This is a genomic window from Legionella qingyii (genome assembly GCF_003184185.1).
In genome coordinates, this window is sequence record NZ_QHJG01000012.1 from 55,118 (window position 1) to 70,930 (window position 15,813).

Consider the following 15,813-nt stretch of genomic DNA (forward strand, 5'->3'; position numbering starts at 1 on the left):
TTAATAACGAATTACCATAGCTCCCCAAGTCATTCCACCACCGAAAGACTCAATCAATAACAACTCATCTCTTTTAATCTGATTGGTCCGAATAGAATGATCCAAAGCCAAGGGAATAGATGCAGCCGAAGTATTACCTTGGCTACCGATAGTAACAATCACTTGTGACATAGGAAGGTCAAGCTTTTTAGCAATGGCCTGAATGATACGCATATTTGCTTGATGAGGAATTAACCATTGAATATCAGATTTTTTCAAATGGCTCATCTCTAGAACTTCATCAACAACATCGCCCATAATTTTGACGGCAATTTTAAATACTTCATTACCTCGCATACTAATCGTTGCACGTTGATTATCAAATGTTGCGTTACTAAGATTTAATAATTTTTCAGCATCATAAGAAGCATGTAATACACTTCCCATAATACCTTGTTTATCACTGGCACTTAAAACCACTGCTCCAGCGCCATCGCCAAATAAAACACAGGTTGATCGATCAGTCCAATCTACTGCTCTGGACATGCTTTCACTACCGATGACGAGAACATTTTTTGCTGCACCGGATGTAATATACTGTTTTGCAATATCCATCACGTATACAAAACCACTACATGCTGCACCAACATCAAAAGCAGGAATAGGTCGCTTAATTTTTAAAGCATGTTGAACATAGCAAGCAACTCCAGGAAAAAAATGATCCGGAGTACATGTAGCAACCAATATCAAATCGATTTCATCAGCATTCAAGCCTGAGGAGATTAACGCCTGCTCAGCAGCTTTGGAAGCCATATACGAGGTTGTTTCGTAAGGTTGCGCGACGCTACGGCTGCTGATGCCGGTTCTGGTAACAATCCACTCATCAGTAGTGTCCAACATTGACTCTAGTTCAAGATTGGTAAGTTGTTTTTCAGGAATATAACTTCCGGTACCACGTATTACAGCATTATTCATAACAGCAATCCCTGATTTATAAAATCATTTATTTGGACACGTACTAAATCTACTACGTTATTTTTAGCCTCAAGAACTGCTTGTTCAATAGCATGTTGAAATCCTAATTCATTAGCACCACCATGGCTTTTTACTACAATACCATTTAAACCGAGCATACTTGCGCCATTATAACGAGAAGGATCAAAGCGCTTCTTAAGATGTTTTAATGCTGGACGCGCAATTAACGCAGAAAGTTTGGTATACCAGCTTCTGCTAAATGACTCCATGAGTAAACTTACAAACAACTTGGCAAGACCTTCACTTGCTTTTAAGGCTACATTCCCCACAAAACCATCACAAACAACCAGATCCACATCTCCGGTATAAAAATGATCACCTTCTACATAACCAACATAGTTCATAATCTCGCATTCGGCAAGCATGTGAGCTGTGCGTTTTACTTGATCATTTCCCTTCATTTCTTCCACGCCAATATTCAATAAGGCGATTTTAGGTTTAGGCTTATTCGCTACAGCTTGTACTAATGCAGATCCCATAACAGCAAACTGAAATAAATGTTCTGCACACGAATCAACATTAGCACCCAAATCAATCACCCATGTCCTACCTTTCATAGTTGGTAGCTCGGAAACAATTGCGGGCCTATCGATTCCAGGCAGCGTCTTTAAAACATAACGTGCCGTAGCCATTAAAGCACCAGTATTCCCAGCACTAACACAAGCTTGAGCCATGCCTTCTTTCACCAAATTAATGGCTACACGCATGGAAGAATCTTTTTTATTTCGCAAAGCATGCGAAGGCAACTCATCCATAGTTACTACTTCAGAAGCATGAACTATGGAAAATTGATTTGAAGACGCTACACCCTGTTTTTTTAGAATAGCACTAATCTTGTCATGAACTCCGACAAGAATAAGTTTCAAATCAGGATCATTCTTTGCTGCACGAATACAGGCAGGAATCACAACATTTAAACCATGATCCCCACCCATCGCATCAATTGCAATGGTGATATTTTTCAAGAAAATTACTCTTGTTCGTAAACAGTATCAGTGTCAATTATTTTTCTACCACGATAATAACCATCTGGTGTCATATGATGACGAAGATGAGTTTCACCGGTAGTTTCATCAACAGACAGTGTTGGCTTGGTCAAAGCATCATGCGAACGACGCATATCACGACGTGAGCGTGACTTTTTATTTTGTTGTACAGCCATTGTATTACTCCTAAACAAATTGCATTCATAAAGCGGGAATATTAGTGTTAATTAGATAAAATTTCAATAAAATTCATTTTTTCCCACTAAAATTTGATTAACTTCATTGCTGCAATCATCAATTTTTGGATGAAATTGTGGCGCGTAGAGATGTAATTCATCAATTAGTATATCTTCCAAACTAACCTGCAAATTTTCAGAAACAATACATTCGTAATGTTCTAATATCTGTTCTGCCCTTTCATCATTTCGACATACAGCAATCACAGTAATATTATCATACGGAAAATTAAATTCGTCCAGACAACGCTGGCATTGAATGGGTAACTGCCCCTTAACATGAAGATGAATTAAATAAAAATCTTCTTTAGCTTCAACATGATAAGTAACATCCAACTGACAGGAAGAGGTAATATAATTAGGTAAGCGCTCACTCAGTGTCACCATTTTAGTTTGTTGGCCTTGTTTAACCATTTCTTGTAAGTGCAGCATTATTGTCGTATCCTAAAGAGTTATATTTTTTTAATAATGTCATCAAAATCATAGCTGGGGTGTATCGCAGCGAAACCCCGGCTATGATTTTGAAACATAGAATATTAAGCGGTATCTTAATTTTATGAAAGCTAAAGTTATTGTTGGAATGTCTGGCGGCGTTGACTCATCCGTTGCAGCATGGTTATTGCAAGAAGCAGGTTATCAAGTCGAAGGCTTGTTCATGAAGAACTGGGAACAAGACGATAAAGACGGATTCTGCCCCGCAGCCCAAGACCTTGCAGATGCTCAGGCCGTATGTAATCAATTACATATACCGCTGCATACTGTTAATTTTTCTGAAGAATATTGGCAAAGAGTGTTCACCCATTTTTTAAGTGAGTATGAAAAAGGGAGAACTCCTAATCCTGACGTATTGTGCAATAAAGAAATCAAATTTAATGCTTTCTTAAACCATGCATTAACACTTGGAGCTGACTATATTGCAACAGGCCATTATGCTAAAAATAAAATAGCAGGAGAAGTAGGATTTTTATACAAAGCGAAAGATCGTGATAAAGACCAAACCTATTTCCTTCATGCGGTAGATCCTAAAGCTTTAGCAAAAACCCTATTTCCAATTGGCGATTATACAAAACCAGAAATTAGAGCGTTCGCTAAAAATTTGGGTTTAGTTACTCAAGCAAAAAAAGATTCAACTGGAATTTGTTTTATTGGTGAAAAACGTTTTAAATCTTTTCTAAAAGAGTTCATTCTGGCTAGACCTGGTGAAATCAAAAGCACTGATGGCAAAGTTCTAGGATCACATGATGGATTAATGTTTTACACTTTAGGTCAACGCCAGGGGCTGGGTATTGGTGGTTTACAAAACTCAACCGATGATCCTTGGTATGTGGTCGATAAAGAAGTATCTACTAACACTTTATATGTGGCTCAAGGCAGTCAACATCCCATGCTCTATGCACAAGGACTGATTTGTAGCCCAATTCATTGGTTAGCTGATTGTAAGGATAATTTGCCACTTACCTGTTACGCCAAAACACGATACAGACAAGCAGAACAAGGCTGCATCATTTCACCTCTGAATGATAATCAGCATTATGTGATGTTTTCAAATCCACAAAGAGCAGTTACCCCAGGACAATATGTAGTTTTTTATGATAAAAACCAATGTCTGGGTGGTGCTACAATTGAACAAATTATTCGATAATTGCATTATAATTTATATGATACAACGGGAGTTAAAATGGCTGCTATTGATATATCCCCTACTGCCAGCAACATCCACTTCTCTGTTAGTGCAGCAGATAAAGTGGCAGAGCTAATAAAAGAAGAAGATAATTTAAACTTGAATCTCCGCGTCTCAATTACAGGTGGAGGCTGTTCTGGGTTCCAGTATGGATTTAGTTTTGATGAAGAAATCAACGAAGATGATACTGTAGTTGTTCAGCAATGTTCAGATGGTGTCTCCTCAGTAAAACTTCTAGTTGACTCAATGAGTTATCAATATTTGCATGATGCTGAAATTGATTATGTCCAAGGCATTCAAGGTGAGCAGTTTGTCATTCGTAATCCAAACGCAAAAACTACTTGCGGATGCGGTTCATCATTTAGTATTGATGATGAGGATGATTATTAATTAATAATACTCAGTATCATTTTGGCGTAACGAAGCAAAATATATTTTGCCTCGTTACCTGCGCTTGCAGAATCAGTAAGGTTTAACAACAACCTTAGTTCCTATTTTAATAAAATTTTTGCTTAGCCATTTAGCATCAGCTGGATGTACCCGAATACAGCCATGGCTCGCATTATAATTAGGGACTTCATAAGAACCGTGTACTGCATAATATTTAGTAAAGAACATACAATATGGCATTGGCGAGCCACCGCGTCCTACAGGATAACGACTCGAAACACATCCAGGTCCTCCCTTACTCCATACTGTAAAAACACCACTTGGTGTTTTACATCCCCTATGGATGTCCGGGCAATATTTTTTACCACCAGATCCTTTTCCTATACGCACAACTTTGCCATTTGAATCTATAGCCTTCCATGTCAAGGTATTGGGATTGAAAACAAAGGTGTTTGCTAAAGCAGCGGAAGAACAAAAAAGAAAAGCAAATAGAGGAATAAATAAAAAATAAACTAATGATAATAAAATAGAACTTTGTTTTTCCATAATATTTCCTAATGATTTATCCATCTTCACCTTAATTCTAGTTCATTATTTAATCAATACAAATTATTTTTAAGCAAAGTAGAATTATTTGTTCTACTATTTAATGGAGGGATATTAATAGGTATTCAATCATGAATAAAAATTTGCTTACAGGATTGTACATTTTGTTAGGTAGTACATTTATTTCTTTCACAATAAATGCTGAAGATACATCCAGTAGTACTAGTGCCGGAGATGTCTCTTCCAATAATAATACATCTAATAATCCAATTGATATATCAAAAGACAGTTGGTTAAAATCAGTTACCCCATTATTGCCTGATCTCATCTGCAAAGGATTTGAAAATGATCCTCAGCTAAAAAAGCGGCTTGATGAAATCAAAATGACTTATGAACAATGTGCTGCAAAGATTCCAGATAGCGTCAGTAAATGTCAGCAAGAACTTTATAGTACTATTCCTGATAAAATCAACAGTGATAATGCTGGGATTTGGGGAAAAGCGCTTGGAGAATGTATTGGTAAAGATTTTGCGATAAAATACCTAATTCCCAAAAGCCAATAGAAATTAAAATAAATAAAGAATGATGGATACCTGGTCCTAATTGGACCTAGTATCTGTCAGTTTATTATATTTATCAGTTTTGATCCCAATGATTAACTCCTGATTTCTTACTCAGAAACTCAACAAAAGCTTTATGAAGTTCAAGTTCCTCTGGTTCTGCAGGTAAAACAACAGGATTTTCTAATTGAAGTACAGCAATTTCTTGAGTTTTGACTTTGGCATGAATGGAAGATTCTTCAACTTCTGCAAATAAACTGGTTTGACCGCCAGTCATTGCCAGATAAACATATGCCAGGATCTCCGCATCCAGCAAAGCACCATGAAGTTCACGGTTAAAGTGATCTATGCCGAATCGTTTGCATAAAGCATCTAAACTATTTCGCTGTCCAGGATATTTTTCACGTGCCAAAACTAATGTATCAACAATATTACAATAATCCTCAAGTTTTTTGTTCCATTTAATCAGCTTTAGCTCTGAATTTAAAAATCCAACATCGAAAGGGGCATTATGAATTATTAATTCAGCCCCAACAATAAACTGCCAAAACTCTTCAGCTTTTTCTTCAAATAGTGGTTTGTCTTGCAAAAACTCATCACTTATTCCATGAACACGAAAAGCACCCTCATCAACCTGTCGCTGAGGATTGAGATAAACATGGAAATGTTTCCCAGTTAATTTTCTTTCAACTAACTCCACACAGCCTATCTCGATGACACGATGTCCGTGCTCTGGCCCTATACCAGTAGTTTCTGTATCTAAAATAATCTGACGCATCTTTTACTCGCTTAATTCTTCAATCGCCTGATTTGCCAAAGCATCTACCAAATCATTTTCTACATGACCAGAATGCCCTTTTACCCAATGCCATTTTATTTGGTGACGAGAAGCTAATATATCTAATATTTTCCAAAGATCTGCATTCTTGACAGGCTCCTTTTTGGAGTTTCGCCAACCCTTTATTTTCCAGTTAGGCAGCCACTCAGTCATTCCTTGTCTTAGATATTGCGAATCGGTATACAGATCAACTGAACAGGGGCGCTTTAAGGCTTCCAAGCCTTTAATTGCGGCCATAAGCTCCATGCGATTATTTGTAGTATGCGCTTCCCCACCATATAAGGTTTTTTCTTGTCCTTTATAACGAAGCAAAACACCCCAACCACCCGGCCCTGGGTTTCCTTTACATGCTCCATCGGTATAAATTTCAATAGTCACTTTTATTCCTAATCTTTATTCCATAAATGGAAAAATGGAGTAACAAATTTATCATTTAGGATTTGCTGCTTGATTATAGCAATGTCAGGCGCGAAATATCGATCGGTATCATAAGCGGCTACATGGGAACGAATCTGCTGATAAATTTCTTCTAATAATACTGATGATTTTAATGGTTTATGAAATTCAAATCCCTGTGCCGCCGCTAATAATTCAATAGCTAAAATCGTTGCAGTATTATCATTCATTTCATGTAAACGACGTGCAGCACTGGTTGCCATGGATACATGATCTTCTTGATTTGCGGAAGTTGGAAGACTATCTACTGAGTGTGGGTGAGCTAGTGCTTTATTTTCACTTGCACAGGCAGCTGCCGTAACATGGGCAATCATAAATCCCGAATTTAAACCACTTTCTTTAGTTAAAAATGCAGGTAATCTGCTGAAATTTTTATCAATTAGTAATGCAATACGTCGTTCAGCACTCGCTCCTATCTCAGCTATAGCCAAAGCAAGATTATCAGCCGCCATAGCAACTATTTCCCCGTGGAAATTACCTCCTGAAATTATTTGCTCTTGCTCGCTAAACACAAGCGGATTATCAGAAATCGCATTAACTTCAACCTCTAACGTCTCTCTTACAAATCGTATTTGATGCATTATTGCTCCCATAATTTGGGGTTGGCATCTTAACGAATAAGGATCTTGAACACGAGAGCAATGGCGATGGGCCTCGCGAATCTCGCTTCCAGCTAATAACTCCCTATAATATGCTGCAACATTTCTCTGTGCCTCATGTCCTCGTACTTTTTGAATGCGATCGTCAAATGGCACATCACTACCATTAGCCGCATCAACGGATAAAGCCCCAGCAATAAGTGCCGTTTCAAATAACTTTTCTGTCGTAAATAAAGCATTTAAAGCAATTGCAGTAGAGGTTTGCAGTCCATTAAGCAAAGCAAGACCCTCTTTAGCCTCTAATTCAATTGGTTTTAAACCCGCAATGTTTAATCCTTCAAGTGCGCTGATGACTATTCCTTGATATCGCACATCCCCCACACCCAGTAAAGGTAAAGATAAATGGGCTAAAGGAGCCAAATCGCCAGAAGCACCTACTGATCCTTTTGCTGGAATGCAAGGATATACTTTATGATTAAATAAAGAGATTAATGCTTCAATCAGCTCTAGACGAACTCCGGAATATCCTTGAGCTAGATTATTTATTTTAAGCAATAATATTAAAGCAACAATTTCATCTGATAATAGTTTCCCTGTGCCACAAGCATGAGAAAGTACGATATTTCGTTGCAATTGTTTCAGATTTTCTTCTGAAATTGTCTGATTTGCTAAAGACCCAAAACCAGTATTGATGCCATATACCGTTTTTTTGTCGAGAATTACTTTTTTAACTGTTTGATGTGATGCATGAATCCGCTCAAATGCCTCTTTAGCAAGAACACAAGTTAATTGTTTTGCTAAAATCTCTTTGATTGAATGCAAGTTCAATTCACCTGGTTGAAGAATAAAAGACTCTTGCATTAATTTACCTCCTTAAAAATAGGTTGGGTTTTTGCCCCATCCAGAGTACACAACTCAAACTAAGATCTTTTATTGGGACAAAACCCAACTACGAATCTATTCTAGGATTCCATAGGTAACCAAAGTGAGTTTTCCTTAGCGCATTTTTTTGCAAGCTCATACCCGGCATCTGCATGCCGCATCACTCCGGTTGCAGGATCATTATGAAGTACTCTTGCAAGGCGTTGTGCGGCTTTTTCAGTGCCATCAGCAACAATCACAACACCTGCATGTTGTGAAAATCCCATACCTACTCCACCACCATGATGGATGCTAACCCAGGTAGCACCACTTGCACAATTTAATAACGCATTAAGTAATGGCCAGTCAGAAACGGCATCACTTCCATCCATCATACCCTCAGTTTCGCGATTAGGGCTTGCTACTGAACCTGAGTCCAAATGATCCCGCCCGATTACAATAGGAGCTTTGACGTCACCATTGCGAACCATTTCATTAAAAGCTAAAGCTAAACGGGCTCGGTCTTTTAATCCAACCCAGCATATCCGTGCAGGTAAACCCTGAAATGCAATTTTCTTCTTCGCCATATCCAGCCAATTATGCAGATGTTTATTGTCTGGAATTAATTTTTTAACCATTTCATCGGTGGCATAAATATCTTCAGGATCTCCTGATAAAGCAACCCACCTAAACGGTCCAATACCTTCACAAAATAAAGGTCGAATGTACGCAGGAACAAAACCTTCAAATTTAAAGGCGTCTTTTTCTCCTGCTTCAAAAGCCATTTGCCTTATATTATTGCCATAATCAAAAACAGGAATTCCTCTTTTTTGAAATTCAAGCATTGCATGAACCTGTAGGGCCATGGATTTTTTCGCTGCAGCAACAACCTCTTCAGGTGCAGTCTTACGCATTTTTGTTGCTTGCTCTAATGTCCATCCCGCAGGAAGATATCCGTTTAAAGGATCATGAGCGCTGGTTTGGTCGGTGACTAAGGCGGGAGAAGCTCCTCGTTGAATCAACTGTGGAAAAATTTCAGCAGCATTTCCTAAAACAGCAACTGATAGAGGACTTTTCTTTTGACAGGATTCATTTATCCAGGCTAAAGCTTCATCTAAATCTGTTGTATAACAATCCAAGTATTTTGTATTAATGCGTTTTTCTATTCGTGACATATCACATTCAACGGCTAAAACACTCGCGCCTGCCATCGTACCCGCTAAAGTTTGCGCTCCTCCCATTCCTCCTAAGCCACCAGTTAATATCCAACGTCCTTCCAAACTCCCCTCGTAGTGTTTTTGAGCTGCAGACACAAAAGTTTCATAAGTCCCTTGAACAATACCTTGTGAACCTATATAAATCCAGCTTCCGGCAGTCATCTGGCCATACATCATCAAACCTTTTTTATCTAATTCATTAAAATGTTCCCAAGTAGCCCAGCGCGGAACCAGATTAGAATTAGCAATAAGGACACGAGGAGCATCCTCATGAGTGGTAAAAACACCAACAGGTTTTCCTGATTGAATTAATAGCGTCTGCTGATCATTTAATGTTTTTAGTACTTCTACAATTTTATTAAAGCATTCCCAATTGCGGGCAGCCTTCCCCAAACCACCATAAACGATTAGAGAATCTGGATCTTCTGCTACATTTGGATCAAGATTATTGCACAACATACGAAGTGCTGCTTCAGTAAGCCAACTTTTAGCTTGTTTTTCGCTGCCTTGACTTGCTCTAATTACACGCTTTGTCTTAAATTCTTCCATTAAAAATTCTCCATAGCGAACTAAAAATAGAAGCATCATACACCAGAGCTTTTTCAGAGCATAGATATCAATTTTGATAACTGGATGTAAGCGATATATCCTTTTGACTCTTTTATGAATATTCTATAATAATCGTGCAACCTGATCTCAGTAACGACAATTTTAACTCAACATGTCCTATAAGAAAACAGATTGTCTATGCTAGACTACATTACTATGTTATAATTGGTCCATGTTTACTTATCGATTTAAATAAAGTGCATACCAACTCTGAAAAACACCCAAAGTCACTCCGTATTTTTTTCGCAACTGAAATGTGGGAACGATATGGTTTTTATGTAGTGCAATCACTTTTAGCACTTTATTTAGCCTTACATTTCAAATGGCCAGACAAACAAGTGTATGCTTTGGTTGGGTCATTCACTGCATTGACTTATCTTTCACCGGTAGTAGGCGGGTGGATTGCGGATAAATTAATAGGTCAAAAACGCGCTGTTTTACTCGGTGCAGTTGTGCTCTTTGCAAGCTACTGTGTTCTATCACTAGTAGATAGCACAACTGTACTTACAGCAGCTCTTGCTGCAATTGCCGTAGGAACAGGGCTTTTAAAGCCCAATATTTCATCTCTTTTAGGAAATGAATATCTTATGGGTTCTGCACGTCGTGAAAGTGGCTTTACAATTTTTTATATGGGAATTACTACAGGTATCATTTTAGGAACCACGCTACCTAGTATTTTAAATGAGCACCTGGGTTGGATTGCCTCATTCACAAGCGCTGCAATCGGCATGATCGTCGCTTTTGGCGTTTTTTTATATGGCATCAAAAAATACAATATCAAAGACTATAATCCTTTTGTTTTTCAATATAAAAAGATTTTTGTGGCCATGTTCCTAATGATATTTTTATGGTCCTTATCGTTCTATATTTTAAACTCCCCTCAATTAGCGAATCTTATATTTGGACTTGTTGTATTGTTTTCAGCTGGATACATTTTATATTCTGTCAGTAGAGAAAATGCCAATCAATCGCGAAAAACTCTAGTAATTGGCTTGTTATGTATCATTTCAGTAGTATTTTGGTCTTTTTACTTTCAAATGTTTATGTCACTGACCCTGTTTATTTCACGCGTTGTTGAACCAACTTTTTGCGGCATTCAATTTCCAGCACCTTATTATGTAACTATTCAAAGCGTGGGCATGTTACTTATCGGTTACTTTCTAGCAAAGAAAAACCCCAAACTTAACATCGTTGAGCGCGGATTAAGTATTGGGAAAAAATTTCTACTCGCAATATTTATTACAACTGCAGCATATGCTGTTATTGCTTTTGTCAGTAATTTTACTGATAAAGGCACCCTGCTCTCGCCCCTTTTAATCATTCCAGCTTATTTAATGTTTTCATTAGCTGAGCTGCTTTTATCTCCAGTTGGATTATCTGCAATTACACTTCTTGCAGATAAAAACAAAGTAAGCACCTTAATGGGTATCTTTTTTGTTTCTCTTGGAATTGGGGGATTTTTATCAGGCAAACTGGCTTCACTAACAGCGATTCCTTCAGGCGAAACCAATATTGCTGTATTGAAAACGCTTTATGCCGCGGCATTTACTCAACAATTAGGAATACTATTTATTGCAGCTCTATGCTGTCTGATTTTATTTGCTGTGATTAAATTTTTATTAACTCATGTTCGTTTAAATGATTATCCAGACTCAGTCTTGGAGCCCATGTTCTCTATGCAAACCGATAAAAATATATCTTATTGATTTTTTGATATATTTTTTATCAAACCAGTATTTTGCCATTAAATGAATTGAGTGTATTCATTATAGCTCTTTTTATATAGGCAAAATACTGTTATTATTCAGCGCCTTTTATAATTGTTAGCTTATTTATGTCAGATAAAAACCCAATGTTAACGAAACTCTTACAGCTGCTTGATGATAATCAGGCAATCGACGTTAAAGTAATTGATGTTAAAAAACAAACAACAATTACAGACTATATGATTATTGCTTCAGGACGCTCCTCTAGACATGTTAAAGCAATTGCACAAAAAGTCATGGAAGATATGAAAGCTGCGGGTTCGCCAGCGATCAATTGCACTGGTCTAGAAACCGGTGATTGGGTGCTTATTGATTTTAATGACTTTATCATTCATGTTATGCAACCTGAATATAGACAATACTATAATCTAGAAGGTCTGTGGGAAGAACATCCCGAAAATTAAATATTTTACTCAATCGTTATGTTAAAAATCACCATCATTACTTTAGGCAATAAAATGCCAGACTGGGTTACCCAAGGCTCAAATGAATATGCCAAACGATTAAATGATGGTGTTCAACTTAAAATAATAGAAATACCTTTAATTCGACGCAGTAAATCATCGGACCTATCTCGGATATTAGAAAAAGAATCTGCGCTTATTAAAGAGGCCCTACCCAATAATGCACGAATTATCGCCCTCGAAATTGAAGGTAAGGCATTTAGCAGTGAAGAGTTAGCAATTAAGATATCTCAATTGCAACAGACAAGTAGCCATCTCTGCTTTATAATCGGTGGTCCTGAAGGACTCACTCAAGAAATACTTAAATTATGTGATGAACGTTGGTCTTTATCAAAACTTACTCTTCCCCATCCCTTAGTTCGTATTATTTTACTAGAAACCTTATATAGAGCTTGGTCTATTATTAATAATCATCCTTATCATAAGTAGCATTTATCACATTATAGTAGCTGTAACCTAAATATAGGTCCGAGGGGTCAAAACCCACGTTACACTGCATTTCATCCAGTCTGCAAGCACCAGAAATCTATAGTAAACCATTCCATTTTAAGTTACTATTCACGTCTTTAAGTCCAGCTTAACTGACTGTGCGTCAATGAGTCGAAATCAATCGTTCAAAAATTATAGGATAGAATCCCAGCATCAACTTTTTAGAATTAATTTGCTGGTTGCTTTTCTTATTATTTTATCTTTAATCCTTGTTCTAAGACTGGCATTTTTGCAAATTTCCGAATTCAAAAAATATCAAACCTTGTCGCTAAAAAATCAAATGAGTATTATTCCCATCGCGCCGCCACGAGGAGTAATCCTTGATAGGAATGGAGTCTTGCTTGCTGAAAACATTCCCGTTTATGTTCTGGAGATAATTCCCGAACATGTTAAAAACATGGATCAAACATTAGCTGAATTACAAAAATTGATTCCTTCAATTACAGAAGACGACATACAAAATTTCAAACGAATCCGAAAGCAAAACCGTTCTTTTGTCCCCATACCTGTTAAATTAAAATTAACGCAAGAAGAAGTAGCAATTTTTGCTATCAATCAATATCATTTTCCTGGCGTTAGCATTAAAGCGCGATTGATGCGCCACTACCCCTTAGGCGAAGTTACGGCCCATGTTTTGGGTTATGTTGGCAGAATCAATGTTGAAGAATTAAGATCCGTTGATCCAGCTAATTATCGTGCTACAAACTTTATTGGTAAAGCAGGTGTGGAAAAATATTATGAAGATGTGCTCCATGGTAAGGTTGGATACCAAATGGTTGAAACTGACGTAAGTGGGCGTACATTAAGAGTTGTTAACAAAATTAATCCTCATTCAGGCTCAAAACTCTACTTGAGTATTGATGTCCGACTTCAACAAGCGGCTTACGAAGCACTCAAAGATAAAAGAGGTGCTGTTGTTATGATTAATTCTAAAAATGGCGAAGTTCTAGCCATGGTGAGCTCGCCCAGTTTTGACCCTAATATTTTTGTTGGTGGCGTAAGTTCTAAAGAATACAAAAAACTATCAAATACATTACAAAGACCTTTATTTAATAGAGCTGTACGGGGAGTTTATCCACCCGCATCAACTATTAAACCATTTGTCGGTTTGGCAGGCCTGGATAAAGGGTTTATTACTACAGCGACAACAATTTATGATCCTGGTAAATATAAACTCCCTACTGCAAGTCATATTTATAGGGACTGGAAAAAAACAGGACATGGAATGATTAATTTTAAAAGAGCGATCACCGTTTCTTGCGACACCTATTTTTATCAGCTAGGCAATAAGATGGGCATTTCTAATATTGAAGATATGCTCGTAAAATTTGGTCTGGGTCATTTAAGTCATATTGATCTTTATGAAGAAGCCTCAGGTATCGTTCCAAGCCTACGATGGAAAAAGCAAACCAAAGGAGTCCCCTGGTATCCCGGAGATACCTTAATTACATCGATTGGCCAGGGCTTTATGCTCGCAACACCTCTACAAATGGCAAATGCCACCGCTTCGTTGAGTCAACATGGGCAACGATTCAGACCTCATTTATTAACAAAAACTGTAAATAGTGACAGTGGTGAGACAGAGCGATATAAACCTATCGAAGAATATCCAATTTACCTTAAAGATGAAGCAAATTGGGATATCGTTGCTGATGCAATGCACAACGTTTTAATCAGCAATGAAGGTACAGGTTATCGATTTGGACGCAACCCACCTTACCCTGTCGCTGGAAAAACCGGAACAGCCCAGGTATTTAGCGGCAGACAATATGAAAAAGCAAAATATGAGGATATTCCAGAAGCATTACGCGACAATTCATTGTTTATTGCATTTACTCCAGTTGAAAAACCTGAAATTGCACTTGCAGTGGTTGTAGAGAATGATGTTGCTGCTTCAATGGTTGCACGCAAAGTACTTGATGCTTACTATCAACTTTATCCGATGAAAACTTATGAACAGACGACACACTAAACCCGTTTATCGCTTCACTGCAAAATCACTCCATTTGGATTTTCCTTTATTAGGGCTATTGCTTTTATTAATCAGCTTTGGTCTTTTAATTTTGTATAGTGCATCTAATGCCAATTCAGGAATGATTTTACGACAATCAATGAGACTTGTTTTTGCATCACTCATTATGGTTGTGCTTGGTTTTATCCCCCCTCATAAGTATAAGATATGGACTCCATGGATCTATAGTATCGGATTAACCTTATTAATTGCCGTAATGCTTATGGGAAAAATAGGGAAAGGAGCTCAGCGTTGGCTTGAATTGGGTTTATTTCGCTTTCAACCTTCTGAAATAATGAAACTAGCTGTCCCTATGATGGCTGCATGGTACTTTGATCGACAAACACGACCCAGTAGTTTTAAATCTCTTGCTATCGCTGGACTTATTATCTGTGTCCCTGCACTTCTTATTGCAAAACAACCCGATTTAGGTACTGCGATTATGGTTGCAGCTGCAGGGCTTTGTGTTGTGTTTTTAGCTGGAATTCGGTTTAAAGTTATTTTGTTACTGATACTCCTGGTAGGTTCTGCTATTCCAGTAGCCTGGCATGTAATGCATGATTATCAAAAGCAACGAGTTTATACACTTCTTGATCCGGAACAAGATCCACTTGGAGCAGGCTATCACATTATTCAGTCCAAAATTGCTATTGGCTCAGGTGGCCTTGCTGGTAAAGGTTGGTTACAAGGAAGCCAGTCTCATCTTAATTTCTTACCCGAACATGCTACAGATTTCATCTTTGCAGTAACAAGTGAAGAATTCGGCTTTGCAGGAGGATTTGCAATTATTACACTCATTGTTTTAATTTCACTGAGAAGCCTGAATATCGCATCGAATGCACAAACGACATATACCCGCCTCTTAGCCGCAAGTCTTGCAATGTCTTTCTTTATGTCTGGATTTGTTAATATTGGTATGGTTATGGGGATTATTCCTGTTGTGGGCATTCCCTTGCCTCTAGTCAGCTATGGGGGTACGGCAATGGTTACCTTTTTAGCAAGCTTTGGGATATTAATGTCGATCAGCTCACATAAAATTTTATTCAACAGTTTAAGATAACTGTCAAAAGGACGTGCAGCCTAAGTGCAT

At 37.7% G+C, this 15,813-nt stretch carries 17 protein-coding genes; 8 read left to right on the forward strand and 9 right to left on the reverse strand.

Going from position 1 to position 15,813, the window contains the following annotated elements:
• The 4 genes from DGG96_RS08730 to DGG96_RS08745 all read right to left on the reverse strand — a co-directional run bounded on the left by DGG96_RS08730 (nt 1) and on the right by DGG96_RS08745 (nt 2,668).
• Nucleotides 1-954 carry a beta-ketoacyl-ACP synthase III gene (locus DGG96_RS08730; protein WP_110142343.1) on the reverse strand — a complete coding sequence of 318 codons (954 nt, stop codon included), beginning with the start codon at nt 952-954 and terminating at the stop codon, nt 1-3.
• Nucleotides 951-1,979, reverse strand: coding sequence for a phosphate acyltransferase PlsX (gene plsX, locus DGG96_RS08735; RefSeq protein WP_110142344.1), 1,029 nt, complete (start codon nt 1,977-1,979; stop codon nt 951-953). The genes DGG96_RS08730 and plsX overlap by 4 nt, the downstream gene beginning before the upstream one ends.
• Before the next feature lie 5 nt (nt 1,980-1,984).
• Nucleotides 1,985-2,176, reverse strand: coding sequence for a 50S ribosomal protein L32 (gene rpmF / locus DGG96_RS08740; protein ID WP_028380381.1), 192 nt, complete (start codon nt 2,174-2,176; stop codon nt 1,985-1,987).
• Between the two features lie 63 nt (nt 2,177-2,239).
• The gene (locus DGG96_RS08745) at nt 2,240-2,668 is read right to left on the reverse strand and encodes a YceD family protein (RefSeq protein WP_110142345.1); all 429 of its coding nucleotides are present in this window, start codon (nt 2,666-2,668) and stop codon (nt 2,240-2,242) included.
• Between the two features lie 124 nt (nt 2,669-2,792).
• On the opposite strand from DGG96_RS08745, the gene mnmA reads away from it, so the two are divergent.
• Together mnmA and erpA are read left to right on the forward strand one after the other, a co-directional pair.
• A complete protein-coding gene (gene mnmA / locus DGG96_RS08750) occupies nt 2,793-3,878 on the forward strand; it encodes a tRNA 2-thiouridine(34) synthase MnmA (RefSeq protein WP_110142346.1) in 1,086 nt (361 codons plus the stop codon).
• A gap of 36 nt (nt 3,879-3,914) precedes the next feature.
• Nucleotides 3,915-4,307 carry an iron-sulfur cluster insertion protein ErpA gene (gene erpA, locus DGG96_RS08755; RefSeq protein ID WP_110142347.1) on the forward strand — a complete coding sequence of 131 codons (393 nt, stop codon included), beginning with the start codon at nt 3,915-3,917 and terminating at the stop codon, nt 4,305-4,307.
• Between the two features lie 72 nt (nt 4,308-4,379).
• Here the strand turns inward: erpA and DGG96_RS08760 are convergent, their stop codons facing one another.
• Entirely contained in the window at nt 4,380-4,853 is a 474-nt protein-coding gene (locus DGG96_RS08760) for a L,D-transpeptidase (RefSeq protein WP_110142401.1), read from the reverse strand.
• Nucleotides 4,854-4,984: 131 nt separating this feature from the next.
• Here DGG96_RS08760 and DGG96_RS08765 point away from each other — a divergent pair, with 131 nt between their 5' ends.
• The gene (locus DGG96_RS08765) at nt 4,985-5,416 is read left to right on the forward strand and encodes a hypothetical protein (protein WP_110142348.1); all 432 of its coding nucleotides are present in this window, start codon (nt 4,985-4,987) and stop codon (nt 5,414-5,416) included.
• 73 nt (nt 5,417-5,489) lie between these two features.
• Here DGG96_RS08765 and dnaQ read toward each other — a convergent pair whose 3' ends face one another.
• The 4 genes from dnaQ to hutU form a co-directional block, all read right to left on the reverse strand.
• The gene (dnaQ, locus tag DGG96_RS08770; protein WP_110142349.1) at nt 5,490-6,191 is read right to left on the reverse strand and encodes a DNA polymerase III subunit epsilon; all 702 of its coding nucleotides are present in this window, start codon (nt 6,189-6,191) and stop codon (nt 5,490-5,492) included.
• A 3-nt stretch (nt 6,192-6,194) separates the two neighbouring features.
• Nucleotides 6,195-6,629, reverse strand: coding sequence for a ribonuclease HI (gene rnhA, locus DGG96_RS08775; RefSeq protein WP_110142350.1), 435 nt, complete (start codon nt 6,627-6,629; stop codon nt 6,195-6,197).
• Between the two features lie 8 nt (nt 6,630-6,637).
• Nucleotides 6,638-8,167: a histidine ammonia-lyase gene (hutH, locus tag DGG96_RS08780; RefSeq protein WP_110142351.1), complete on the reverse strand. Its 1,530-nt coding sequence runs from the start codon at nt 8,165-8,167 to the stop codon at nt 6,638-6,640.
• A gap of 101 nt (nt 8,168-8,268) precedes the next feature.
• Complete coding sequence (hutU, locus tag DGG96_RS08785) at nt 8,269-9,933, reverse strand: urocanate hydratase (protein ID WP_110142352.1); 1,665 nt, start codon at nt 9,931-9,933, stop codon at nt 8,269-8,271.
• 257 nt (nt 9,934-10,190) lie between these two features.
• Here hutU and DGG96_RS08790 point away from each other — a divergent pair, with 257 nt between their 5' ends.
• From DGG96_RS08790 to rodA, 5 genes are all read left to right on the forward strand, one after another.
• The gene (locus DGG96_RS08790; protein ID WP_267900606.1) at nt 10,191-11,699 is read left to right on the forward strand and encodes a peptide MFS transporter; all 1,509 of its coding nucleotides are present in this window, start codon (nt 10,191-10,193) and stop codon (nt 11,697-11,699) included.
• A 128-nt stretch (nt 11,700-11,827) separates the two neighbouring features.
• Nucleotides 11,828-12,163, forward strand: coding sequence for a ribosome silencing factor (gene rsfS / locus DGG96_RS08795; protein ID WP_110142353.1), 336 nt, complete (start codon nt 11,828-11,830; stop codon nt 12,161-12,163).
• 18 nt (nt 12,164-12,181) lie between these two features.
• Nucleotides 12,182-12,652 (forward strand): 23S rRNA (pseudouridine(1915)-N(3))-methyltransferase RlmH, encoded by a 471-nt coding sequence (gene rlmH / locus DGG96_RS08800; protein ID WP_110142354.1) that lies wholly within the window; start codon nt 12,182-12,184, stop codon nt 12,650-12,652.
• A 166-nt stretch (nt 12,653-12,818) separates the two neighbouring features.
• Entirely contained in the window at nt 12,819-14,684 is a 1,866-nt protein-coding gene (gene mrdA / locus DGG96_RS08805; protein WP_110142355.1) for a penicillin-binding protein 2, read from the forward strand.
• Nucleotides 14,665-15,783: a rod shape-determining protein RodA gene (gene rodA, locus DGG96_RS08810; RefSeq protein ID WP_110142356.1), complete on the forward strand. Its 1,119-nt coding sequence runs from the start codon at nt 14,665-14,667 to the stop codon at nt 15,781-15,783. The genes mrdA and rodA overlap by 20 nt, the downstream gene beginning before the upstream one ends.
• Nucleotides 15,784-15,813 lie beyond the last annotated feature (30 nt).